Source organism: Rhodanobacter sp. Root179 (assembly GCF_001428465.1).
GTDB lineage: Bacteria > Pseudomonadota > Gammaproteobacteria > Xanthomonadales > Rhodanobacteraceae > Rhodanobacter.
Map to the genome: position 1 here is coordinate 31,858 of NZ_LMHR01000084.1, position 22,697 is coordinate 54,554.

Genomic DNA, 22,697 nt, shown 5'->3' on the forward strand with positions numbered 1-22,697 from the left:
CGACCTGATCGAACGGCAGCCCTGTAGTCGAGAACCCGCCGCGATCGCCGCGCGCGAAGCTGGCCGGCTCACGCCCGCAACAACGACGAGGACGAAACGGGCGTCCATCCGGATACCGCACCCGCTGCGACGACGCCACTACAGCGATATCACCGGGCGCGCTAACGCAGCGACCAGTCCGCCAGCACCTGATAGTCCTGCTGCCCCACGACGCTGTGGATCAGCCCTACCCGGGTGACCGGCCAGGCCACCGACTCGATCAGTGCCGTTTCCGGCAGCATGCCCTGACCATAGGCGAGCGTGACGTGCGGCGTGAAGCTGCGCTCGACGTGCCGCCCCTGCCCGGCCAGGACGAGGGCGTGGCGCAAGTCCTGCCACAACTGCTGCAGCGGCTGGGGCACGTGGATGCCGCGCAGGACGCAGGGCGGCTGCCGGCCGCGGAAACTGCTGGCGTGATCGAGCACCCAATCGAACGCGGGCACGCCGCCGAGCCGGCCTGCCGCCGCCCTGGCGGCATCGACCTGGTCCTGGCGCAGCATCGGGTGGTCACCCAGGAAATGCAGCGTGGCGTGGTAGCGCGCCGGATTCACCCAGCGTGCGCGCAGGCCGGGGTGGTCGGCCTTGAGGGATGCCGCGATCTGCGCCAGGCGTGCGCGGGTCGCGGCATCCGGCAGCAGCGCCAGGAACAGCCGGTGCACTTCGGCGGGATGCGCATCGATAGCACCAAGCAGGTCGAGTTGCGGATGGTCAGCGGGCACGGGAGCGACCAGGCAAGTTCATGGGTACCTTCCGTCGACCGCCGCCGGCGTGGCCGGCAAATGTTGCCCGATCAGCCCGGCGCGGATCGCACGCAGTTTCGCCTTGATCCTGGCCTCGTTGGCGGAGCCGACGCGCAGCAGCAGCTTCTGTCCGGTCGAGAGCGACTCCAGTGCGGGATCGGCATGGACGTAGAACGTCTTCGAGCGCACCACCGCGGGCGGTTGGGCCGGTTCCGGCGCCGCCAGCAGGTCGTCGATCACCACGATCAGGCGATCGTTGAAATAGCCCTTCGGATAGCCCAGTTGCCGGTAGGCCTGCTGGAACAGCGGATAGGCATGCACGTACCAGGCCACCAGCGCCTGCGGGTCGGTCGCGTCCACGACCTGCATGTAGGGCGCGTAGCGGGCGCTGTTGCCGGCGCCGATCACCGTCGCGCCGTCGACCTCATCGACCGCAAACGCGCCTTTGGGCACATGCGCCGGCAGTGTGAACGTACCTAGCCCGTCGTGCCGGGGCAGCGCGTCGATGGTGGTCACGATGCGGGTGATCAGTTGCTGGCTGACCAGCAGCGACGACAGGTCGCTGCCGCCGGCCAGTGCGGCCAGTGCCGAAGCCACGCCGGCATCGCTGTCATCCAGTGCGGGCAGCGCGGCGGTCGAGGCGGTTGCCGGGCCGGCCTGTGCCTGTTCGATCGGATGCTGGATCGGCGTGCTGGCCGGAGCAGTTCGGGCCGATGCCGAAACGGCCGGCGTGGTCGGTTCCGGCGCGCCCGGGTGCATGGCCTTGCGCGCCAGGTAAATGCCTCCCGCCACGATGGCCAGGACCACGACCACCGCTCCGATCCAGCTGCCTGTCGATGCTTGTTGCTTGCCCACGATATCTCCCGTTGCGCCGTATATCCCGGTTGGACTTGCATGCGCCCCATTCGTTCATCGCGCTCGCCCGAACCTGCGAGGGCACACCGTACAGGCCTGCGGATGGGGCGACCGTGCTCCCGTTCCCCTTCGGCGCATGTAAAGACGCGCCGACGCAGCCCTCGTTTCTGATAACAAGGGGGTCACGCAACGATGACGTTGCGACGACAAAGATAGGCGCGGCAAACCCGCCTTGCCCGTGCCGTCCGCAGGGGCGCCATGCCGGAAGTGGAGGGACACTCCATGAAAACCCGATGCGTATTCAGCACCCCCGACCTGCTGGCAGCGCGTGCCGCGATGGCCGCGGCGCGACAAGCCGGCGTGGACGACCACGATATCTCGCTGGTCGCCCGCGAAGACATCGAGCTGGAAAAGATCCCCGATCACCTGATGCAGGGGCGCAACGACTTCTACCCCGCCGCCGTGCGCGGCGGCGTCTGCGGCGGAGGCACTGGCCTGCTGCTCGGACTCGTCGCGGTCGCCGTGCCGCCGCTGGGCGTGACGCTCGCCGGCGCCGCGGCGATGACGATTGCCGGCGCCGCGTTCGGCACCTGCATCGGCGAGATGGTCGGCTTCGAGGTGCCCGATGCAGTCAGCCGCAAGTTCAAGGACGAGATCGCGGCCGGGCGCATCCTGGTGGTGATCGACGCCAGCAAGGAGCAACTGGGCGCCGCCGAACCGGCCGTGGCCCGTACCGGCGCCACGCTGCTGCCGTTCCATGCGCATACCGCGCTGAGCTGAACTGTCAGGCCTTCAGCCGATAGCCGCTGCGGAAGATCCACCACACCGCGGCCAGACAGATCGCGAGAAACATCAGGGTCATGCCCACGCTGACACCCACACTCACGTCGGACACGCCGTAGAAGCTCCAGCGGAAACCGCTGATCAGGTAGACCACCGGATTGAACAGGGTGACCTTCTGCCAGAACGGCGGCAGCATGTGGATCGAGTAGAAGCTGCCGCCGAGGAAGGTCAGCGGCGTCACGATCAGCAGCGGCACCAGTTGCAGCTTCTCGAAATTGTCCGCCCAGATGCCGATGATGAAGCCGAACAGGCTGAAGGTGAGCGCGGTGAGCAGCAGGAACGCCAGCATCCACAGCGGATGTTCGATCTGGAACGGCACGAACAGTCGCGCGGTGACCAGGATGATCAGCCCGAGGATGATCGACTTGCTCGCTGCCGCGCCCACATAGCCGGCCACGATCTCGAACGCGGACACCGGCGCCGACAGGATCTCGTAGATCGTGCCCACAAACTTCGGGAAGTAGATGCCGAACGAGGCGTTCGAGATGCTCTGCGTCAGCAGCGACAGCATGATCAGTCCCGGCACGATGAAGGCGCCGTAGCTGACCCCGTCGATCCCGTTCATGTGCGAGCCGATCGCCGCGCCGAACACTACGAAGTACAGCGAGGTGGAGATCACCGGCGAGACGATGCTCTGCAGCAGCGTGCGCCAGGTGCGCGCCATTTCGAACAGGTAGATTGCACGGATGGCGTAGACGTTCATGCGCGCTCCCTCACCAGGTTCACGAAAATATCCTCCAGCGAACTCTGGCTGGTCTTGAGGTCCTTGAAGTCGATGCCCGCCTCGCCGAGCCGCCGCAGCAGCACGTCGATGCCGGTGTGCTCGCCTTGCGCGTCGAAGGTGTAGACCAGCTGGCTGCCGTCGGCCGACAGCTCCAGCGCATAGCCGGACAGCGAGGCCGGCACGCTGTCCAGCGGACTCTGCAACTGCAGGGTCAGCTGCCTGCGGCCGAGCTTGTTCATCAGCTCGGCCTTGTCCTCGACCAGGATCAGCTCGCCCTTGTTGATCACCCCGATACGGTCGGCCATCTCCTCGGCCTCATCGATGTAGTGCGTGGTCAGGATGATGGTGACGCCGGTGTCGCGCAGCGCGCGCACCATCGCCCACATGTCGCGGCGCAGCTCCACGTCGACGCCGGCGGTGGGTTCGTCCAGGAACAGGATCTGGGGCTCGTGCGACAGCGCCTTGGCGATCATCACGCGGCGCTTCATGCCGCCGGACAGGGTCATCAGCCGGCTGTCCTTCTTGCCCCACAGCGACAGGTCCTTCAGCACCTTTTCGATATGCGCCGGATTCGCGCTCCTGCCGAACAGGCCGCGGCTGAAGCTGACCGTGTTCCACACCGTCTCGAACGCGTCGGTGGTCAGCTCCTGCGGCACCAGGCCGATCTTCGCGCGCGCCGCGCGGTAATCGCGCACCACGTCGTGGCCATCGGCCAGCACCGTGCCCTCGCCGGGGTTGACGATGCCGCAGATGATGCTGATCAGGGTGGTCTTGCCGGCACCGTTGGGTCCGAGCAGGGCGAAGATCTCGCCCTGGCGGATTTCCAGGTTGATGTCGTTCAGTGCCTTGAAACCGGAGGCGTAGGTCTTGCTGAGTTGCTTTACGGCAATGATCGGCGGCACGCACATGTCCTGGCAACGATCGGGGAACGCGCATGGTATGCCGGTGGCGATGGCCAAGGCCAGCCTGCCAGTCCGGTAGTTCCGCTCACGAGGCGAAGACATCGGACACCTGACGCTGCGCCATCGAATCGGTGCGCCAGGGTCAACCGGCATGGATCTCAAAAGCGGCTATCCGTTCTGGGCGATCAGCAACGGCCTGATGCATGCGTTCCCGCCGTTGCAGCAGGACACGCGCTGCGACGTGGCGGTGATCGGCGGCGGCATCACCGGCGCCCTGATCGCCCATGAACTGGTCGCGGCGGGACACGACGTTGTCGTGGTGGAACAGCGCGACATCGGCTGGGGCAGTTCCGCGGCAAGCACGGCGCTGTTGCAGTACGAGATCGACACGCCAATGAGCGAGCTGACGCGGCGTTACGGTGAGGCCGATGCGGTACTTGCCTACACCGCCTGCGCCGAGGCGATCCCGCGCCTGGGCACGCTGGCCCGTGAGGTGCGCGACGTCGGCTTCGCGAAAATGCGCAGCCTCTACTACGCCAGCCGCCGCCGCGATGTCCCGGCGATGCAGGACGAACTCGCGCTGCGTCGCAAGCACGGGCTGGCCGTGGAATGGTTGTCGGCGGACGCGCTCCGTGGCGACTACGGCATCGAGGCGCCAGGCGCGATCCTCAGCCGACTGGCCGCCCGCATGGACCCGTACCGGATGGCCAACCGGCTGTTCGCCCGGCTCGAACGCCGCGGCACGGCCGTGTTCGATCGCAGCACGATCCATTCCATCGAAGCGGGCAGCTTGGGCGTCACCCTGCGCAGCAGCGACGGCATCCGCCTGCGCGCGGAACACGTGGTGGTCGCCGCCGGCTACGCCAGCCAGCAATGGTTGAAGACGCCGGTGGCACGAAACCGCAGCAGCTACGCCTTCGTCACCGATCCGCTCGATCCGGATGCGTTGCATGGCCTGGCCGACACCATGGCCTGGGAAACCGCCCGCCCCTACCTGTATCTGCGCAGCACCGCCGACCACCGTCTGCTAGTCGGCGGCGAAGATGACGCCATCGACGTGCCGGCCCTGCGCGATGCACGGGTCGACCGCAAGGCGCGCAAACTGGTGGGCAAGGTGGCCAGGGCCATTCCCGGCCTCCGGCTGACCCCTACCTTCGCCTGGGGCGGCACCTTCGCCGAGACTGATGACGGCCTGCCGTTCTTCGGGCCGCACGCGCAATACGGGCCGCGCGTGCATTTCGCGATGGCCTATGGCGGCAATGGCATCACTTACAGCATGCTGGGCGCGGAGCTGATCCGCGCGCTGATCGAACGGCGCAGGCACCGGTTGGCATCGCTTTTCTCGTTCGCCCGGCTGGAGCGCAAGCCATGACGTACCCGCCAGCCGATGACGCGCCCCTGGCCATTCCTGCTCGATGCCCGCATCCAGTAGCACTTCCGACACGTAGCATGCTCTGTCCCTCCTTGCCGGCATCCGCCATGCCCTTCCTGCTTCTGTTTTTCGCATCGCTGGCCTTCGCCGCACCCGTCGCGGCGGCCACGCTGCCGAACGAGCCGGTGCGCTCGCTCGACCTCAACCACTACGCCGGCCAATGGCACGAGATCGCCCGGTTGCCGATGTATTTCGAGCGCAAGTGCCTGGACGGCGTGACCGCCAGGTACACGCCGAACGCCGACGGCACCGTACGCGTGGACAACACCTGTCGCACCCGCAAGGGCCAGATGTCGGTCACCGGCGTGGCCCGGATCAAGGACGGCCAGCCCGGTGCGCTGGAGGTGCGCTTCGCCCCGGGCTGGCTGAGCTGGCTGCCGGTGACCTGGGCCGACTACTGGGTGATCGAGGTGGACCCGGACTACCAATGGGCGGTGATCGGCAGTCCCGGCCGGAAACATCTGTGGATCCTCGCCCGCAAGGCGTCGATGGACCATGCGCTGTTCCAGACGCTGAAGGAACACTCGCGCCAGCGCGGCTACGACGTCGACCAGCTGATGATCACCGCGCCGCTGGAGTGACCTGAAACGCCCTCACTGCGGGTGCACGGCGCCCAGCGGGCTCGGCGCGCAACCTACCTTCTGCACCGTGTAGCTGATGCCGGCGATGCGCCAGCCATCGGCGGTCCGCGCCAAGCTGAAACTGTCGATGCCGCAATGGGACAGCTTGCCGTCCAGATGGAAGTCGTACGGCGCCCAGACCTGGGCGAGATTCCCCTGCACGGTGACCTGCGCATCCCAGATGCGCTCGAGGAAGGCTTCCTTGCGCTTGGCCAGCGTGTCGAGATAACCGGTATCGGCCTCGATCCGCAGCTTGCCGTCGGGCAGCAGCACCACGAAGTTGGCACCGGGGAGGATCAGCCGGCGCGAAGCTTCCACGTCATGCCGGGTCATGGCCACAAACAGCGCATCGACCGCGCCCAAGGCCTCGCGCTGGGCCGCGCTGTACGTTTCCCCGGCGTGGACACTGGCCCCACCCAGCGCCACGGAGGCGGCAACCGCGAGTGTCACGAACCTGCTGATCCGGAAGTCCATGCGTAGTCCCCTGGGCTGCTGCGTGGATGCCGGAACCTCTGGCGGCACCGGCGGGTCCACAACTCTACTCCAGCCGCGCGATACGGCTGCAATCTCGCGAACAGGGTCGCTTGCAAACGAATAGCGCGCTATGTAATATGCGCAGTCATGAAAGCCGCCCGCACCACCACGAAGCCTGCCGCCAACGCCGTACCCCGGCTGGATGCGCAATTGTGCTTTGCGCTCTATTCGGCCGGGCTGGCCATGAACAAGGTGTATCGCAAGCTGCTCAAGGCCCTCGACATCACCTATCCGCAGTACCTGGTGATGATGGTGCTATGGGAGGACGAAAGCCTCAGCGTGTCGGAAATCGGTGAACGCCTGTTCCTCGACTCCGCCACCCTGACCCCGCTGCTCAAGCGGCTGGAGTCCGCAGGCCTGGTGACGCGGCTGCGCTCGCGCGATGACGAACGCCACGTGGTGATCTCGCTGACCGCCCGGGGCAAGGCGCTGCAGGGCAAGGCCGGCAAGGTGCAGGAATCGATCTTCTGCGCTACCCGCTGCGCACCGGAGCAGCTGATCCACCTCAAGCAGGAATTGCAGGACCTGCGCCGCAAGCTGTCCACCGAGGACTGATCGCCAATCGTTTTTCCATCATTCAAATAGCGCGCTATTTGATAGCACGCAACTTCACCACCCCCAACCAAGGAATCCGCCATGTCCATCGAAAAAGTCCTGTATCGCTCCAAGGCCACCGCCACCGGTGGTCGCGACGGCCGCGCCACCTCCTCCGACAACGTGCTCGACGTCAAACTGACCACCCCGAAGGAACTGGGTGGCGCCGGCGGTGACGGCACCAATCCGGAACAGTTGTTCGCCGCCGGCTACTCGGCCTGCTTCCTGGGCGCGATGAAGTTCGTGGCTGGCCAGCAGAAACAGCAGTTGCCAGCCGACACCCAAGTCACCGGCCAGGTCGGCATCGGCCCGATTCCCACCGGCTTCGGCATCGAGGTCGAGCTGACCATCACGATCCCCGGCATGCCGCGCGCCGAGGCCGAGGCATTGGTGCAGAAGGCGCACATCGTCTGCCCCTACTCGAACGCCACCCGCAACAACATCGACGTGACGCTGACCATCGCCTGAGTCACCGGCCGCGGCAGGCCGCATTCCAGCCTGCCGCGCCGACGGGTCAGAACAACAGCAGCAACAACGGCACCACGACTCCGGCGCCGAGCACCGCACCGAACACCGCGGGGCGGCGGGTGAAGCGCCACGCCATGTACAGCCCGCTCGACACCGACACCAGCAGGCCCAGGGCGACCAGCGCAAAGAACACCTTCATCGGCCACAGATTCTTCTTCGCTGGCCGCGCCGCCCCGTCGCGCGGTTGCGCGACCGGCGTCGGTTGCGCCGTGTTGCCGGCCGCCGCGGCCGGCGGACGCCGCCGCTGCGGCATTTCCAGGGTCTGCTTCTTGTGCAGTTGCGCCGCACTGGCCAGCCAGGCCGGTGGCGCGTAACTGCTGCCGCGCGAGCCTTCGTGCAGGCCGAACACCTGCAGCCCGCCCGTGATGGCAAGAAACAGCAGCATCGGGGCGGTGAACAAGCCCAGGTGCAGATGGATCGATCGGAAGGTACGCAAGAATCGGTGAGTGGGCGACATACGGGCACGAGGGTCCTGGGCAAGGTGTTGCACTGTAGTGGCGACACTCGGCCAGGCCAATGGTCGACGCGCGCATGACCACTCCGCATCAACGCATCCTGCGCGACATGCTTCATTGGCATCCGCACACAATCCCCTGCTAGGCTGCCGGGTGTTGCAGGAGGCGGAAAGTCTGCCGCCGGGCCATTCGGCCAGACCATCGGCTCGCCCCATTCCAGCCAGCCCGGGACCATGCGTGGCCTTTGAGATCGAAGAACAGCGCATGGACGTCCACGCCCTCCGGCTTGGCATGTACGTGTGCCGGCTCGACCGACCGTGGGACGCGACCTCTTTTCCCCTGCAGGGAGTGGGGTTGGCCAGTCCCGAGGATCTCGCTGCCGTCCGCGCGGTTTGCGAGTACGTATACATCGACCTTCGCCGCCAGGTGCCGATAACGGCACGACCGGCACTGACCCGCACCAGCCTCTCCGGGACCCGCTTCAAGGACACCGTCCAGTACGCCGACAGGATTCCGGTCGAGGAGGAAGCGCCGCGGGCGCACGCCGCGCTGGACAACGCCGGCGAGATGGTCGACCGGATCTACGAAGACATCGCCAGCGGCCGCGAGCTCTCGGTGGAGCGCGTGGAGCAGGCAGTGCGACCGCTGGTGGCCAGCGTGCTGCGCAGCGCCGATGCATTTTTCCTGGTCGAGGGCTTGCGCCGGCACGACAACTATTCCTACAGCCATTCGATCGGTTGCAGCGCGCTTGCCGCCGCGTTCGGGCGGCACATGGGCTTCGCCGAGGACACCATTCTCAGCCTGGCCGCCGGCGGCCTGCTGATGGACGTGGGCAAGACCCGCGTTCCCGAAAACCTGTTGCGCTATCCCGGCTCGCTCTCGCCCGCCGAAGTGGACGTGGTGCGCTCGCACGTCGAGGCAGGGCTGGCGATCGTCTCCGAGTCGGACATCACCGACCAGGACGTGCTCGACATCCTGCGCAGCCATCACGAGCGCCATGATGGCAGCGGCTATCCCGACGGCCTGGCCGGCAACATGATCCCGATCACCGGACGCATGCTCGGCATCATCGACACCTACGACGCGATGATCAGTCCGCGCCCCTATCGTCCGGCCATTTCCCGTCACCACGCGCTGCGGCAGATCTACGCCACCCGCAACACGTTGTTCCAGGCCGAGATGATCGAGCGCTTCCAGGTCTGCCTCGGCGTCTACCCGACCGGGTCGCTGGTGGAGCTGAGCACCGGCGAGGTCGCCGTGGTGATGGCGCAGAACCAGGTGCGCCGGCTGCGCCCCAAGGTCGTCGTGCTGACCCGGTCGAACAAGCAGCCGCTGGAGGATTTCCATCAGGTCGACCTGATGCAGCAGGGCCATGACGCCGCGGTGGACATCGTGCGCAGCCTGGTCGCCGGCGACTATGGCATCGACGCCGCCGGCCTGTTCCTGAAATGACGCAGCTGCGATGATTCGCCCGTGCCACGGGTTCGCGCTCCACCCGTCCTCAAGTCTCCAGGCCGCGTTGCCATCGACATGCTGAATCGGGATTCCCTGTTTGCCGCGATCGAGGAACAAATCGCCGCCTGCGCCGAAACAGGCGGGCGTTTCGCCGTGCTCATGCTGCGTGCCCGCGGCTTGCGCCAGATCGCGTTGCGCTTCGGTTACGCGCAGGGCGAGCACGCCGGCGAGATCGCCCATGAACTGATCGTGCGGTCGCTGCGCCCCGCCGACCGGGTCTTCCGCGCCGGCGACGACAGCTACGCCGTGCTGTTGCCCGACATGCTGAGCCGCAACCACGTGCTGCTGGCCAGCGCGCGACTCAGCCAGGCCTTCGAGCAGCCGCTGCACGGTGTGGAATCGCCCTGGCAGTTGCGCGCGGTGATGGGCATCGCGCTCTACCCCGAACACGGGCAGGACGCGGACCTGCTGTGCCGCCGCGCCGCGATGGCGCTGGACGAAGCGCAGCGCCGGCGCGAGTCCTGCCAGATCTACCAGCCGCACGACACCCAGGTGGAGATTTTCTACGAGGAACTGCGCGACGCCATCGAGGCGAACCGGCTGCAGGTGTATTTCCAGCCGGTATGCGAGCTGCAGGCACGGCGCCTGGTGGCCGTCGAATCGCTGGCACGCTGGACCAGCCCCCGCCACGGCGCGGTGTCGCCGGCCAGCTTCGTGCCGTTTTCCGAACAGAGCGACCTGATTTCGATGCTGACCCGCTGGAGCATCAACGCCACCCTGCGCCACGCCGCGCCGCTGTGCGCGAAGGGCGGACTGGACTTTGCCATCAACCTCTCGCCGCAGGCCTTTTCGCGGCCCGGCATGGTCGAGCAGTTCCGGGGCGCACTCGACATCTGGGGCGTGGCGCCCACCTCGGTGATCGCGGAAGTCACCGAGACCGCGCTGGCCGCGGACCTGGAGTCCAGCGTGCAGGTGCTGCGCCGGCTGCGTGACATGGGCGTGCGTATCGCCATCGACGACTTCGGCACAGGCTACGCCTCGATCTCCTATCTGCGCCGCTTCCCCGCCACCGAACTGAAGATCGACCAGTCACTGATCGGCTCCATGCAGGATGATCCGCATACGACTCGACTAGTCAGCGCGATCATCAACATGGCCCACGACCTCGACCTCGCCACGATTGCCGAAGGCATCGAGAACCAGGCCACCGAGGACCTGCTGGCCGGCATGGGCTGCGATTTTGGCCAGGGCTACCATCTCGGCATGCCGGAAGCAGCAGCCGATTTCGTGCAGCGCTTCCAGGCCTTGCCCCCGGACTGACAACGGGCAGCGGCCTCAGGCCTTCTTCAGGAAGCACACCTTCAGCACCAGTCCCTTGATCTTGTCCGAGCTGCCTTCGATGTGCTCGTCGTCGCCATCGACCAGGCGAATGTTGCGGATCACCGTGCCCTGCTTCAGCGGGATCGATGAACCCTTCACCTTGAGGTCCTTGATCACCGTCACGGTGTCGCCACTGTTGAGCACGTTGCCGTTGACGTCGCGCACCACCAGCGCATCGCCACCCTCGCCGTTACCCGACGCGATCGGCCACTCATGGCTGCAATCGGCGCAGATGTAGTTGTCGCCGTCGGGATAGGTGTTCTCCATCGCGCAGGACGGACAGGCGGGAATATCGGACACGGAACGCCCCTGAACCAGGTAATCGGGCCGCGATTATAGAGGCATCGGGCGAGCCTTCACGCTGCCGACATGGACGAGGCGCTAAATCTTGCGCCAACACCCGCGGAGAAACATCATGACTGCCCACCAGGTTCTCGCCACTGTTGCCGTGAGCGATTTTGCTGCATCCAGCGCCTGGTATGCCCGCCTGTTCGGACGGGGCCCGGACGACACACCCAATGCATCCTGTGCCGAGTGGCAGATCGCCAGGCGCACGCGCATCCAGCTGCTGTCGAGGAACGAGCTGACCGAAGCGCCCTGCCACGCCGGCGCAACGTCGGTCGGCATCATGGTCGAGGACCTGGACGAAATCCTGCATGACCTGCAGGATCGCCACATCGACGTGCCTGCCCCGCAACTGGCCACGCACTTCGTGCGTTTCGCGCCGGTGTGCGATCCGGACGGCAACATGGTCACCTTCGTCGAATCGGCGACGTCCTGAAAGCTGGCGGACCGGCATCCGGCCGGTCCACCAGCTCCTGTGGCTACTTGCCCAGGTCCTGCAGGAACCGCTTGCTGTACTGCAGCGGCGTGGTGCCGTTCACCGAATTGCAGATCGGCGATGCCGTGCCGCCACCGCCCGCGCACGGCGTGTCGCGATCCAGCGACCAGAAGTGCACGCCGGCCATGCCCTGGTTCACCGCGTAATTGACCACGGTGTCCACGTCGGAAATCCGGAACACTTCGCTGCTGACGTCATTCACGCCGATCATCGGGGTCAGCTCGATGCGACTGGCGGGAATGCCGTAGGTGTGCTGCAGGTTCAGCGCCGCCTGGATCGCCGACTGGCCCATGTCGCACTGCCCGTTCGACACCACGCACACGCCGGGGCTCGCCGAACCGAAGTCCATCACCATCAGGTTGATCGTGTAGTTCGGCAGGTTGGCTGCCTTCACCGCGCGCACCACCATGTCGCCGACGCCGTTCAACCCGCCGTAGCTGCCGTCCGATGCAGCCAGCGTGGCCAGCGTGAACGAGAAGCGCAGGTTCGGATACAAGGTGTGCGCGTACGCGGCGTTGGCGATCAGGTTGTTGATCTGCGCCTGTGACTGGGCACCTTCGATATCGAAGTCCAAGCCGACCATGTAGGGCGAGGCGTAGCGCGAAAGGAACTGCGCCATGCCCGCCGCCGAACCGCAGGTGAAGCTGCCCGCCTGGCCACCGGTGGAAACCACATAGCTGACACCCGCGTCGACCAGCGGCTGGATGTTGGCGCTGGCGAAGCTCGCCGCCGGGATGCCGCCCCAGCTTTCGCTGCCGCATTCGCCGGAAGCGAACGCGAGGGTGACCGCGCCCAGATTCGGCAACGCGGTGGACACCAGGCTGCCGCTGCCCACCAGCGGAATCGCCGTGCCGGTGACCGCGGTGCGCATCACGTTGGTATTCCAGTTGAGGTTGATGGTGACGTCCTTGTACGGACTGAACAGGAAACCTTCGGCGGGCGGGTTCGGGGTGCCCGGATCGCCAGGGTCCCCCGGATCACCGGGATCGCCCGGGTCCGTGGTGCCATCGCAACTGCCCTGGGCAGTCCATGGCTGGCCGGTACCCGTCGGTCCGCTGTGCGTGGCCGGGTCATCGCCCTGGGTCCACCAGTTGGCCTTGTAGTTCACCCCGTTCTCGCTGGCCAGGCTGCCGCCGCCATAGGCGGTCGCCGCATTCCATGCCGCGTCGCAACCACCCGACCCAGGCGGGTCGGTGGGCGGCGGATCGGTCGGCGGATTGCTGCCGCCACAAACGCCCTGCGAGGTCCATGGCTGGCCCGAACCATTCGGTCCATTGCTGGTCGCCGGGTCGTTGCCCTGGGTCCACCAGTTGGCCAGGTAATTGTTGCCGTTCTCGCTGACCACGCTGCCGCCGCCATAGGCGGTCGCCGCATTCCACGCCGCGGCACAGGCGGGCGCGGACTGCGCGTGTGTCGCCTGCAGCGGCACTGCCGCCAGCAGGGCCACCGAAAAGCACGTGCCCATGGCACTGCCCAATGCACTCAAAGCCAAGCCGGACCACACAGCCGATCGTTTCGCAAACATGAGATGTCTCCTGTCGGGACTACATCGCTACGGGTGGGTTGTCAGGACAGGCCTGGCGACGCTCCGGTCAGCCAGGGGTGGGGAACCCGGTGTCCTGCTGCCTCCTTGCTCGCTACCGCTTCTTATGGACGTGCTGTCCCGTCATAGACTCGAATGACAACGTTGTCTATCAGACTTTTTCCAAACTGTGACGGGGAACCGTCCGCCATGATCCGCGCTTGGCTCCAGCCGTCATCAGGCCGCGGGCTTGCCTCACGTTGCGAGGAGGTGACTAAACCTCATGTGGATTGACAACGTTGTCCACCAAGCGCCGAGGAATCATGAAACGCCCTCGCCGACGTCGGGACGCCGCAGCGGCATCGCCCCCGGCGCGATCGCACGTCGGCACCACCTCACCGATCGCTGCAAGGCCGAGTCCGGGTGCTGCGCCATGATTGCCGGACATCCGGCAACACGCCGTTGCACGGCGACTGCGATGCGAAGCCGGGTCGGAACTTGCAGTACCATGCGCGCCACTCTTCGCTTCCTGCGGCACGCTCCTGGAAACGACACCCACCCCATCCCCCCCCGTCACGGCGCTGCCATTGCGCGCCGTCATGCTGATGCTGGGCAGCGCCAGCCTGTTTGCGCTGATGGCGGTCTGCATCCGCCTGGCCTCGGCCCAACTGCATCCGTTCCAGATCACCTTCTTCCGCAGCGGTTTCGGCGCCCTGTTCGCGTTGCCCCTGCTGCACGGCCACGGCTGGCAGCTGCTGCGCACCCCGCGACTGGGTTTCTACATCGTGCGCTGCGTGCTGGGCATGGGCGGGATGCTGGCCGGGTTCTGGGCGATCGTGAACCTGCCGCTGGCCGAGGCCGTGGCGCTGTCCTATTCGTCACCGCTGTTCGTCACGATCGGCGCCGTGCTGTTTCTGGGCGAAGTGGTGCGCATGCGGCGCTGGAGCGCGGTGGTCGCCGGCTTCATCGGCGTGCTGGTGATCGTGCGGCCGGGCAGCGATGCGTTCACCAGCGGCAGCCTGGTCGCCCTGCTGGCGGCCGCGCTGACCGGCGCGGTGACGATCAGCATCAAGTCGCTGACCGGCAGCGAACCGGCCGACCGCATCGTGCTGCTGACCACCCTGCTGTGGATTCCGCTGTCGCTACCCGCCGCGCTGTCGGTATGGCAATGGCCGCACGCCGGGATCTGGCCATGGCTTGTGCTGTCCGGCGCGCTGGGTACCGGCGGCCACTTCTGCTGGACGCGTGCGCTGCGCCTGGCCGACGCGTCACTGCTGGCTCCGTTCAGTTACCTGCAGCTGCTGATCGTGGCGGTGCTGGCCTGGTGGATCTTCGGCGAGGCGGTGGATCGCTACACCGCGGCAGGTGCCGCCATCATCATCGCGGCCAGTCTGTACATTGCCTGGCGCGAACATCGCCTGGCGCGCGAACGGCGCCGGCGGGTGGCACCGGTGACGAGCGCCGAGCCGTCGATATGACCGGGGCCGCGCGGTCAGTAGGCGTCAGGCAACTCGGGCAGGTCCGGCATGTTGGCCAGCTCGTCCAGCAGATTGACCGACGGCTGTCCCGACGCCTCGGCCAGCGGCCAACGCCCCACCACCTCGAAGCGTGATTCGCCGAAGAAGCTGCGGATCAGCACGAACTCGCAGGCGCGCCACTGGATCGGCGCCACCGATTCCTCGATCGCCTCGATGGCGGCGCCGTGCAGCAGGCTGACATGCGGCAGGAAGCTGGACACTCCGCTGACCTGCAGGCCCGCGCGGGCCTGCCCCGCCGCAATCGCCTTGCGCAGGCCCAGCGCCGCCTCGGCGGTGGCGCTGTCCGCGCACAGTACGAACGGAAACTGGCCGTCGCGTGCGGTGAACCGCATCGCCGCGTCGAAGGTGGCCAGGAACCCTTGCTCGTGCACTTCGTCGCCGGCGGCAAGCAGGGCCTGCTCCAGCGGTTGCCGCAGTCGCTCGGGCTTGCCCATCGGGCACAGGGTCAGGTGCAGGCTGTCGACGCCCACCGACGTGCCGCCCATGCGGTGGGTCTTGCGAAAACGCTCGCCCATGCCAGCCATCGCGGTTCGCGCGCACTCGTCCGGCAGCAGGGCAAAAAAATAGTTGATGCCAGCTGCAAGTCCGCAAGGATTCGACGGATTGGAAATGATGGTGTCCCCCCTGGTCACGCCGGCAGCGCTTCGAACGCTGTCGCCAAGCTTACCCAAACTGGCGGCTGCAATCAGGTCAACCCATCGTCAGTCCGGCAGCCTGCGGAGCTTGCCCCGCGCCGGGCAGTCGCACAAGCGTCTTCCATCGCGATGGCCGTAGCCCGCCACCACCCAGGCAGCTAGCGCAACTGGCTGTCCTTGCTGCCCCGGCGATTGTACGGGCCGCTGCTGCGCTGTTCCGTGTCCTGCGCCTGCTGGCAGGTCACGCACAGGCGCACGCCAGGCACGGCCTGGCGCCGCGCCTCGGGAATCGGCGCCTCGCATTCCTCGCAGTGACTCAGCCCCGGGCCTTGTCGCAGCTGTTGGCGCGCCCGCTGCACCGCATCACTGACGGTGGCATCGATCTGATCCTGGACGGCGCCGTCGCCGGCCCAACCGGTTGCCATGGCTTGCCTCCGCGAGACTTCAGGGCGGGCGCCGGCAGCTCAGTGCGCCTTCGCCCGCAAATTCTGGATATATCCCAGTTCCCCCAAAGACTTGGGTTCGCCGGGGACCAGTTTCAAGCAGCCTTGGTAGGCCTTGGTCGCCTCGTCGAGGCGGTGCAGCTCGACCAGGGCATAACCCTGGCCACGCAGCGCCACGCACTTCAGCTCGGTGGTCGCCTCCGGGGTGGTGCCGCTGATCTCCGCAGTCCCCTCGGCCTCCTGATACAGGGCCAGCATCCGGTTCCAGTCCCCGCTGCGCTGATAGGTGAACGCCAATTCGTTCTTGTACTGGCTGTCCATCGGCGACAGGGCCAGCGCCTTTTCCAGTTCGGCCCGCGCATCCGCGTAGCGGGCCATTTCACTGTACGCGTAGCCACGCGCCCAGTAGGCCAGCGCCCAGGCCGAGCCGATCACCTCTACGGGTACATCCGCCTTGCCGTTGACCGTCTTGCTGCCCAGGGTCGAGTAGATCAGCGCATCGCCCAGGCCGCGGGCGCAGAACACCGTGCCCGCCCTGCCCTTGTAGAGCGCCTCGTACTTGTCGATCACCTCGTTCAGGGGGCCATCGATGGCCAGCTGGATGCGGCCAGCCTGGATCATCTCCAGGGCGCCCAGCACTTTCTTCATGTCCGCATCGGCCCCCGGCTTGCCCGCGGCATCGACGTTCAAGGTGATGGTGCTGGCCGGCTTGACCGCGGTGTGCGGCGCGCAGCCGGCCAGCATGGAAGCCGCGACCAGCGCGGCGAAGATGACGAAACGATGCATGGACTTCCCCTGTTCAGATGCACGGCCAGCATAACCCGTCGGCTTGCGTGATCGGCCTGCGGCGATTGGCGTCATGGCCAGGCACGCCACAGGTGCCAGAATGCCGCTTCAGCCCCCGTCCGGAGAACGCCGTGAACACGCCCTTGCCCGCCACCCCCGCCTTGCGCAGCGAGCACAGCGTCGCCAAGCAGCTGTTCCTGGGCAATATCCTCGAAGAGAACCTGTTCCCGTATCCGGAAATCCGCGTCCGCGACCGGGAAATGCTGGGCGCGATGACCGACGCGATCGACCAGTTCCTCGCCGACAAGACCGCCGAGCTGAAACAGTACGACCGCGACGCCGAGCAGCCGGCCGAATTCATCCAGGCGCTGCGCGAGATGGGCCTGTTCGGCCTGATCATTCCCGAGGAGTTCGGCGGACTGGAGCTTTCCAACGGCGCCTATGCCCGGGTGCTGGGCCAGACCTCCAGCCACGACAGTTCGGTCTCGCTGACCATCGGCGCGCACAGCTCGATCGGCATGAAGGGCTTGCTGCTGTTCGGCAGCGACGAACAGAAGCAGCGCTACCTGCCGAAGCTGGCCACCGGCGAGATGATCGCCGCGTTCTGCCTCACCGAATCCGGCGCCGGTTCCGACGCCGCTTCGATCCGCACCAAGGCCGTGCGCAACGACGACGGCAGCTGGACGCTCTCGGGCGAGAAGATCTGGATCACCAACGGCGGCATCGCGGACTTCTATACCGTGTTCGCCCGCACCGACACGCCCGAGGGCAAGATCACCGCCTTCATCGTCGAAGCGGCGTGGCCCGGCGTCAGCCACGGTCCGCACGAGGACAAGATGGGCATCCGCGCATCAAGCACCACCACGGTGGCGTTCGCCGACGTGCAGGTGCCGGCGCAGAACGTGCTGGGCCCGGTCGGCAAGGGCTTCAAGGTGGCCATGAGCATTCTCAACTCGGGCCGCACCGGCCTGGGTGGCGGCGCGGTGGGCGGCATGCGCTCGCTGATCCGCCTGGCCTGCGCCCAGGCCAAGGAGCGCAAGCAGTTCGGCCAGCCGATCGCCGAGTTCGGCCTGGTGCGCGAGAAGATCGCCCAGATGACGATGGACTGCTTCGCCGCCGAAAGCGCGGTGTGGATGGTGGCGCACCTGATCGACGCTGGCGGCAGCGACTATTCGGTCGAGGCGGCGATGAGCAAGGTGTTCGCCAGCGAAGCGGTGCAGCGCGCGTCCTACGAAGCGCTGCAGATCGCCGCCGGCAACGGCTTCATGCGCGAGTTCCCGTACGAGCAGATCACCCGCGACACGCGCATCCTGTCGATCTTCGAAGGCACCAACGAGATCCTGCACCTGTACATCGCGCTGTCCGGGCTGAAGGACGTGGGCACCGGGCTGAGCGAGCTGAAATCCGCCGTGGGCGAGATCTTCAACGACCCGATCAAGGGCTTCGGCGTGCTCGGCAGCTATACCGGCCGGCGCATGCGCGAGGCCACCGGCTACGGCATCGACCGCATCACCCACGAGCTGTCGCCGCGGCTGCGCAAGGTCGCCGGCATGTACGAGAAATACACCGTCGAGTTGTCCAGATCGTCCGACCAGTTGCTGCGTCGCTTCGGCAAGAAAGCCACCGACATGCAGCATGCACAGAAACGCCTGGCCGACATCGCGATCGACCTGTTCGTGGGCCTGTGCGTGCTGTCGCGTGCCGACAGCCTGGAAAAGAAATCGCATCCCGCCGCGGCGCAGGCCGTCAGCATCGCCGAGATGTTCGCCAGGCAGGCGCGCCGACGGATGTCGCGCAACGTGCGCGGGCTGGAGCGCAACGAGGACGCCGCCGTGGAGCAACTGGCCGGCGCCGTGCTGGCCAACGATGGCTACATGTGGGACGTGATCTGAGTGCGCCCGCCAAGCTTGCCTTCCCTGCCGCAGGAACCATGCCGATGACCATCTACTCCGTCCACGCCGTCACCGGGCAAACGCCGTACACGGTGAGTTTCACCGATGACCAGGGCAATGCCTGGCTGGCCGACGAACCGGTCGAGGATGGCGGTGCAAATGCCGGGCCGGCGCCGCACCGCCTGCTGCTGTCGGCGCTGGGCGCATGCACCGCGATCACCCTGCAGATGTATGCCGCGCGCAAGCAATGGCCGCTGCGCCGGGTCGGCGTGGACCTGCAGTTCAATCCCGAAGGCACGCCGGCCAGCGGCAACGACATCACCCGCGTGATCACCCTGCAGGGCGACCTCACCGACGAGCAGCGCGAACGCCTGCTGCAGATCGCCAACGCCTGCCCGATCCACAAGGTGCTGACCGGCGAAGTGCGCATCGCCAGCAGCCTGGCCAGCTACCCCGCCTGAGCAGGCCGGCTCCGGCCATGGCCGGTGAGGAAAGCCACTGCCTGTGGTTTTCTTCTGTTGCTTCGAGGTTGAAAAGTCACAACTCTCAGGTCGAGCGCCGGCGCAACAAGGCGGGGACGCCGGCCGACTCGGCGGTGAGCCCCGACATCACCAGGCGCTTGAACGGCCCCAGTCGCGCGCCCGCGCCCAATGCCAGCTTGCGCAACACCCGCGCCGGGCGGCGGTCGTCGGTGTACAGGCCGGCCAGCATCCGGGTGGCCAGATACAGCGGCCGGGTGGCCAGGCGATGCCGGCGCTCATAGTGCTGCAGTACCGATGCCTCCCAGAACGGCCGGCCCACGGCCATCGCGGCGCGCATTTCGCCCGCCAGCGTGTCCTGTCCCAGCAGGCCGAAATTGAAGCCGTGCGCGGTGAGCGGATGCATGCCCACCGCGGCGTCGCCGATCAGCGCGAAGCGCTCGGCCATGAAGCGCTGCGCATACACCCCGACCAGCGGATAGGCGCAGCGCGGGCCGGCCACGCGCATCGCGCCCAGGCGCTGCTCGAAACGTTCGGCCATGGCCTGTTCCAGCGCCGCGTCGTCCAGCGCCAGCATCTCGCGCATCGCCGGCGGCGACAGGGTCAGCACCACGGATGAGGTGTGCGAATCGTGCAGCGGCAGCAGGGCCAGGGTCTGGCCGTGGCCGAACCATTCCCACGCCACCTGTTCGTGCGGCATCTCGTGGCGCATGCGCAGCACCAGCATGGTCTTGCCGAAATCATGCAGGTCGGCGCCGATGCCCATGGCCCGGCGCGTGTCGGAGAAGCGGCTGTCCGCCGCCACCACCAGCTGCGTACGCAGCGTCTGGCCATCGGCCAGCTCGACCTCGGCGCCGTCGCGACCCGTGCGCACCGTGCTCACCTGGACGCCGGTGATGCGTTCCACCTCCGGCAACTCCATCACCCCGGCGTACGCGGCGCGCCGGATCGCGTGGTTGGACAGCAGCCAGCCCAGCTGCGACTTGCCCGCCTCGTCGTGGCGGAACATCAGCCCCTCGCGGTCGTCGCCGTCGAGCACCATCGCGTCGCGCAGCGTGCCGATCTCCTCCTCGCGCAGGCGCGCCCACAGGCCCAGCTCGCGCAGCAGGCGTTGCGAGTGGTGGGTGATCGCGATTTCACGACCGTCATCCGGTGGTGCGATCAGGCCGGCTTCGGGCTGGCGCTCCACCAGCGCGATGCGCAGGCCGCTGCCTTTCAGCGCGCGGGCGAAACACAAGCCGGCGGGGCCGGCGCCGATGATCACGATATCGCAACACATGGCAGGTACTCCGGAGAAAAGGCCCGCGCGCCGACGCGCGCGAGCGAACGGCGCGCGATCAACAAGAGACGTTTGTGTCGATGCGGTTCAGCCGCTGCAGCCGCCGCAGCAGATCGTCGGCTGTTGCGCGACCTGTGCGGGCGCCACCGTCCAGCCGACCTGCCCCAGCACCTCGACCAGGTCGGTAACCGTGGCCGAGGACGATATGCGCATCACCAGTCCGCTCATGTCCAGGTCGACCACGGCCGTGGGATCGATGTCGAACAGCGCGTCCTGCACCACGCCGGGCTCGGGGGACGCGTCGACCAGCGCAATATGAAATTCCATCGAAGTTCCTCGCTGCACCGACACCTGGCCGGTGTCGCCGGTGTCGATCGTGGTCGCCCCGCCGCGGCGTTTCCTTGATCGCGGTCAAGCCCGGTCGAGACAGACGGCGATCCGTTCCACCGGCGGCGCCACTGTTGCCTGCGCGAATCCGGCACGCCTCGCAGCCGCTGATTCGGCGCGACCTTTCCCGGGGCAATCCGTGACGTACCGATGCCAGCAGGGTCGAGCATGGCCTGTCGATTCCGACCACCTTCGTTCGTCGCCTTCGCGTATCCCCAGCCAGGTGCTCCACCATGACCCTCAAGCTCTACGCCCACCCGTTCTCGTCCTACTGCCAGAAGGTGCTGATCGCGCTGTACGAGAATGACATCGCCTTCGAGCTGCGCCTGCTCACCCCGGACGATGCCGAAACCGACCGCGAATTCACCGCCTGGTGGCCGCTGCGGCGCATGCCGTTGCTGCGCGACGGCGAACGCAACGTGGTCGAATCCAGCATCATCATCGAGTACCTGGGCCAGCATCATCCCGGTCCGCAGCGGTTGATTCCCGACGATGCCGAAGCCGCGCTGGAAGCGCGTTTTCTAGACCGGTTCTTCGACAACTACGTGCATACGCCGCTGCAGAAGATGGTGTTCGACCAGTTGCGCCCCGCCGCCGAGCGCGATGCCCGCGGCGTGGAGGAAGCCCGCCGCATGCTCGACACCGCCTATGCCTGGCTCGACCACAAACTCGCCGACAGGCACTGGGCCACCGGCGGCGGTTTCAGCCTCGCCGACTGCGCCGCCGCACCCGCCCTGTTCTACGCCGACTGGGCGCACCCGATCCCCGCCGCCTTCGCAAACCTCGTCGCGTATCGGCAGCGCCTGCTGGCGCGTCCCTCGTTCGCCCGCGCGGTGGAAGAGGCACGCCCTTACCGCTCGTACTTCCCGCTCGGTGCGCCTGACCGCGACTGAGCGCACCCTCGCTTGCGCGAGCGAAGTCGACGCGCAGGGCGGGCCGTGCCCGCCCTGCAGAGCGAGAACCGCTACTTCGGCGCGAACAGCTGGCGGAATATCGCGGGCGACGCGCCGCGATAGATGGTGGCGTGTTTCAGTTCCGGCCACGGCTGGTAGTACCAGCGCAGTCCGCGCGGCGCGTGCTTGCGCAGGGCGTCCCGCAGCAGGCCACCGCCGCTCTCGTCCAGGCCATCGTCGCCGGCGCTGGCCACGTACAGGGTCGACGCCAGTGATGGCTGCGCCTGCAGTCGCGCCGCGGCACCACGGGCCAGCGCCATGTCGTTCCACCACAGGCTGGGGCTGAGTGCGATCCAGGTGTCGAACAGCTTCGGCTGCGCGAAGAACGTCTCGACCACGAACAACCCGGCCAGCGATTCGCCGACGATCGCGCGATGGCCGTCCGTGCGATAGCGTCGCTGCACTTCGGGCATCAGCTCGTCCGCGATGAAGGCACGAAACGCGGCCGATCCGCCCACGCGCGGCGCGATCTCGCGGTCGCTGGTCACCGTGGTCGGGCCAGTCATGTCGCGCCGGCGTTCGGTGTTCTCGATGCCGACCACGATCATCGGCCGCATCGCGCCGGCCCGGATCGCCGCGTCGACGTCGGCGGCCACGTGCGGGAAATCCTCCTGCAGTCCGCCGTCGGGCATGTACAGCACCGGGTAACGGGCGTCCTTCGCCGTGGGGTAAGCCGGCGGCGTGTACACGTTGATGTGCCTCGCCTCGCGCAGCACCGTCGAATCGAGGGTGAACGATGCATGCGCCGGCATCGCGACGTCCGCGGCAGCGGCGTGGCCCGCGACGACCAGGCCCAGCAGCAACAGGACTCCCCGCGTGGAACGCCGCTTCATGCCAGGAC

At 67.1% G+C, this 22,697-nt stretch carries 26 protein-coding genes; 12 read left to right on the forward strand and 14 right to left on the reverse strand.

The genetic code is table 11. From position 1 onward, the window contains the following. Positions 1-161 precede the first annotated feature (161 nt). A complete protein-coding gene (thpR, locus tag ASD82_RS12760) occupies positions 162-758 on the reverse strand; it encodes an RNA 2',3'-cyclic phosphodiesterase (RefSeq protein WP_056718203.1) in 597 nt (198 codons plus the stop codon). Positions 759-776: 18 nt separating this feature from the next. Further along, complete coding sequence (locus tag ASD82_RS12765) at positions 777-1,634, reverse strand: DUF3014 domain-containing protein (protein ID WP_056718204.1); 858 nt, start codon at positions 1,632-1,634, stop codon at positions 777-779. 282 nt (positions 1,635-1,916) lie between these two features. Here ASD82_RS12765 and ASD82_RS12770 point away from each other — a divergent pair, with 282 nt between their 5' ends. Further along, positions 1,917-2,414: a hypothetical protein gene (locus ASD82_RS12770; RefSeq protein ID WP_056718205.1), complete on the forward strand. Its 498-nt coding sequence runs from the start codon at positions 1,917-1,919 to the stop codon at positions 2,412-2,414. 4 nt (positions 2,415-2,418) lie between these two features. Here ASD82_RS12770 and ASD82_RS12775 read toward each other — a convergent pair whose 3' ends face one another. Both ASD82_RS12775 and ASD82_RS12780 read right to left on the reverse strand, forming a co-directional pair. Then, positions 2,419-3,180, reverse strand: a complete 762-nt coding sequence (locus ASD82_RS12775; protein ID WP_056718206.1) for an ABC transporter permease — start codon at positions 3,178-3,180, stop codon at positions 2,419-2,421. Continuing rightward, the gene (locus tag ASD82_RS12780) at positions 3,177-4,103 is read right to left on the reverse strand and encodes an ABC transporter ATP-binding protein (protein WP_056718275.1); all 927 of its coding nucleotides are present in this window, start codon (positions 4,101-4,103) and stop codon (positions 3,177-3,179) included. Before ASD82_RS12780 ends, ASD82_RS12775 begins: the two co-directional genes overlap by 4 nt. Before the next feature lie 151 nt (positions 4,104-4,254). Here ASD82_RS12780 and ASD82_RS12785 point away from each other — a divergent pair, with 151 nt between their 5' ends. Beyond that, entirely contained in the window at positions 4,255-5,475 is a 1,221-nt protein-coding gene (locus ASD82_RS12785; protein WP_056718207.1) for an FAD-dependent oxidoreductase, read from the forward strand. 107 nt (positions 5,476-5,582) lie between these two features. Continuing rightward, a complete protein-coding gene (locus tag ASD82_RS12790) occupies positions 5,583-6,116 on the forward strand; it encodes a lipocalin family protein (protein ID WP_056718208.1) in 534 nt (177 codons plus the stop codon). A gap of 12 nt (positions 6,117-6,128) precedes the next feature. Here the strand turns inward: ASD82_RS12790 and ASD82_RS12795 are convergent, their stop codons facing one another. Then, complete coding sequence (locus ASD82_RS12795) at positions 6,129-6,605, reverse strand: nuclear transport factor 2 family protein (protein ID WP_235580709.1); 477 nt, start codon at positions 6,603-6,605, stop codon at positions 6,129-6,131. A 171-nt stretch (positions 6,606-6,776) separates the two neighbouring features. Here ASD82_RS12795 and ASD82_RS12800 point away from each other — a divergent pair, with 171 nt between their 5' ends. Both ASD82_RS12800 and ASD82_RS12805 read left to right on the forward strand, forming a co-directional pair. Continuing rightward, positions 6,777-7,244 carry a MarR family transcriptional regulator gene (locus ASD82_RS12800; RefSeq protein WP_056718210.1) on the forward strand — a complete coding sequence of 156 codons (468 nt, stop codon included), beginning with the start codon at positions 6,777-6,779 and terminating at the stop codon, positions 7,242-7,244. A gap of 81 nt (positions 7,245-7,325) precedes the next feature. After that, positions 7,326-7,751, forward strand: coding sequence for an organic hydroperoxide resistance protein (locus ASD82_RS12805; protein WP_056718211.1), 426 nt, complete (start codon positions 7,326-7,328; stop codon positions 7,749-7,751). Positions 7,752-7,797: 46 nt separating this feature from the next. Here the strand turns inward: ASD82_RS12805 and ASD82_RS12810 are convergent, their stop codons facing one another. Further along, positions 7,798-8,247 (reverse strand): PepSY domain-containing protein, encoded by a 450-nt coding sequence (locus ASD82_RS12810; RefSeq protein WP_235580710.1) that lies wholly within the window; start codon positions 8,245-8,247, stop codon positions 7,798-7,800. A 256-nt stretch (positions 8,248-8,503) separates the two neighbouring features. Here ASD82_RS12810 and ASD82_RS12815 point away from each other — a divergent pair, with 256 nt between their 5' ends. Next, positions 8,504-9,718 carry an HD-GYP domain-containing protein gene (locus ASD82_RS12815; protein WP_056718213.1) on the forward strand — a complete coding sequence of 405 codons (1,215 nt, stop codon included), beginning with the start codon at positions 8,504-8,506 and terminating at the stop codon, positions 9,716-9,718. Positions 9,719-9,796: 78 nt separating this feature from the next. Then, a complete protein-coding gene (locus ASD82_RS12820) occupies positions 9,797-11,041 on the forward strand; it encodes a bifunctional diguanylate cyclase/phosphodiesterase (RefSeq protein ID WP_056718214.1) in 1,245 nt (414 codons plus the stop codon). A 15-nt stretch (positions 11,042-11,056) separates the two neighbouring features. On the opposite strand, the gene ASD82_RS12825 is transcribed toward ASD82_RS12820, so the two are convergent. Continuing rightward, positions 11,057-11,401 (reverse strand): zinc ribbon domain-containing protein YjdM, encoded by a 345-nt coding sequence (locus ASD82_RS12825; RefSeq protein WP_056718215.1) that lies wholly within the window; start codon positions 11,399-11,401, stop codon positions 11,057-11,059. A 115-nt stretch (positions 11,402-11,516) separates the two neighbouring features. Here ASD82_RS12825 and ASD82_RS12830 point away from each other — a divergent pair, with 115 nt between their 5' ends. Then, positions 11,517-11,882, forward strand: a complete 366-nt coding sequence (locus tag ASD82_RS12830; protein ID WP_157599266.1) for a VOC family protein — start codon at positions 11,517-11,519, stop codon at positions 11,880-11,882. Between the two features lie 43 nt (positions 11,883-11,925). Here ASD82_RS12830 and ASD82_RS12835 read toward each other — a convergent pair whose 3' ends face one another. Then, positions 11,926-13,407: a carbohydrate-binding protein gene (locus ASD82_RS12835; RefSeq protein WP_082585339.1), complete on the reverse strand. Its 1,482-nt coding sequence runs from the start codon at positions 13,405-13,407 to the stop codon at positions 11,926-11,928. A gap of 656 nt (positions 13,408-14,063) precedes the next feature. Between ASD82_RS12835 and ASD82_RS12840 the strand changes: the two genes are divergently transcribed. Beyond that, positions 14,064-14,942, forward strand: a complete 879-nt coding sequence (locus ASD82_RS12840) for an EamA family transporter (protein WP_082585340.1) — start codon at positions 14,064-14,066, stop codon at positions 14,940-14,942. Positions 14,943-14,956: 14 nt separating this feature from the next. Here the strand turns inward: ASD82_RS12840 and ASD82_RS12845 are convergent, their stop codons facing one another. The 3 genes from ASD82_RS12845 to ASD82_RS12855 form a co-directional block, all read right to left on the reverse strand. Then, positions 14,957-15,517, reverse strand: coding sequence for a 2'-5' RNA ligase (locus tag ASD82_RS12845; RefSeq protein WP_235580711.1), 561 nt, complete (start codon positions 15,515-15,517; stop codon positions 14,957-14,959). A 278-nt stretch (positions 15,518-15,795) separates the two neighbouring features. After that, positions 15,796-16,062, reverse strand: a complete 267-nt coding sequence (locus ASD82_RS12850; RefSeq protein ID WP_056718219.1) for a DksA/TraR family C4-type zinc finger protein — start codon at positions 16,060-16,062, stop codon at positions 15,796-15,798. Positions 16,063-16,101: 39 nt separating this feature from the next. Next, positions 16,102-16,866: a hypothetical protein gene (locus ASD82_RS12855; protein WP_056718220.1), complete on the reverse strand. Its 765-nt coding sequence runs from the start codon at positions 16,864-16,866 to the stop codon at positions 16,102-16,104. A 131-nt stretch (positions 16,867-16,997) separates the two neighbouring features. On the opposite strand from ASD82_RS12855, the gene ASD82_RS12860 reads away from it, so the two are divergent. Both ASD82_RS12860 and ASD82_RS12865 read left to right on the forward strand, forming a co-directional pair. Continuing rightward, entirely contained in the window at positions 16,998-18,758 is a 1,761-nt protein-coding gene (locus ASD82_RS12860; RefSeq protein ID WP_082585341.1) for an acyl-CoA dehydrogenase family protein, read from the forward strand. A 44-nt stretch (positions 18,759-18,802) separates the two neighbouring features. Further along, positions 18,803-19,219, forward strand: a complete 417-nt coding sequence (locus ASD82_RS12865) for an OsmC family protein (RefSeq protein WP_056718222.1) — start codon at positions 18,803-18,805, stop codon at positions 19,217-19,219. 85 nt (positions 19,220-19,304) lie between these two features. Here the strand turns inward: ASD82_RS12865 and ubiM are convergent, their stop codons facing one another. Continuing rightward, on the reverse strand, positions 19,305-20,516 hold the full coding sequence (gene ubiM / locus ASD82_RS12870; RefSeq protein ID WP_056718223.1) for a 5-demethoxyubiquinol-8 5-hydroxylase UbiM: 1,212 nt from the start codon (positions 20,514-20,516) through the stop codon (positions 19,305-19,307). A gap of 87 nt (positions 20,517-20,603) precedes the next feature. After that, complete coding sequence (locus ASD82_RS12875) at positions 20,604-20,843, reverse strand: hypothetical protein (RefSeq protein WP_056718224.1); 240 nt, start codon at positions 20,841-20,843, stop codon at positions 20,604-20,606. Positions 20,844-21,136: 293 nt separating this feature from the next. Between ASD82_RS12875 and ASD82_RS12880 the strand changes: the two genes are divergently transcribed. After that, positions 21,137-21,796: a glutathione S-transferase family protein gene (locus ASD82_RS12880; protein ID WP_056718225.1), complete on the forward strand. Its 660-nt coding sequence runs from the start codon at positions 21,137-21,139 to the stop codon at positions 21,794-21,796. Positions 21,797-21,867: 71 nt separating this feature from the next. Here ASD82_RS12880 and ASD82_RS12885 read toward each other — a convergent pair whose 3' ends face one another. Beyond that, on the reverse strand, positions 21,868-22,689 hold the full coding sequence (locus tag ASD82_RS12885; RefSeq protein WP_056718226.1) for an alpha/beta hydrolase-fold protein: 822 nt from the start codon (positions 22,687-22,689) through the stop codon (positions 21,868-21,870). Between the last annotated feature and the right edge of the window lie 8 nt (positions 22,690-22,697).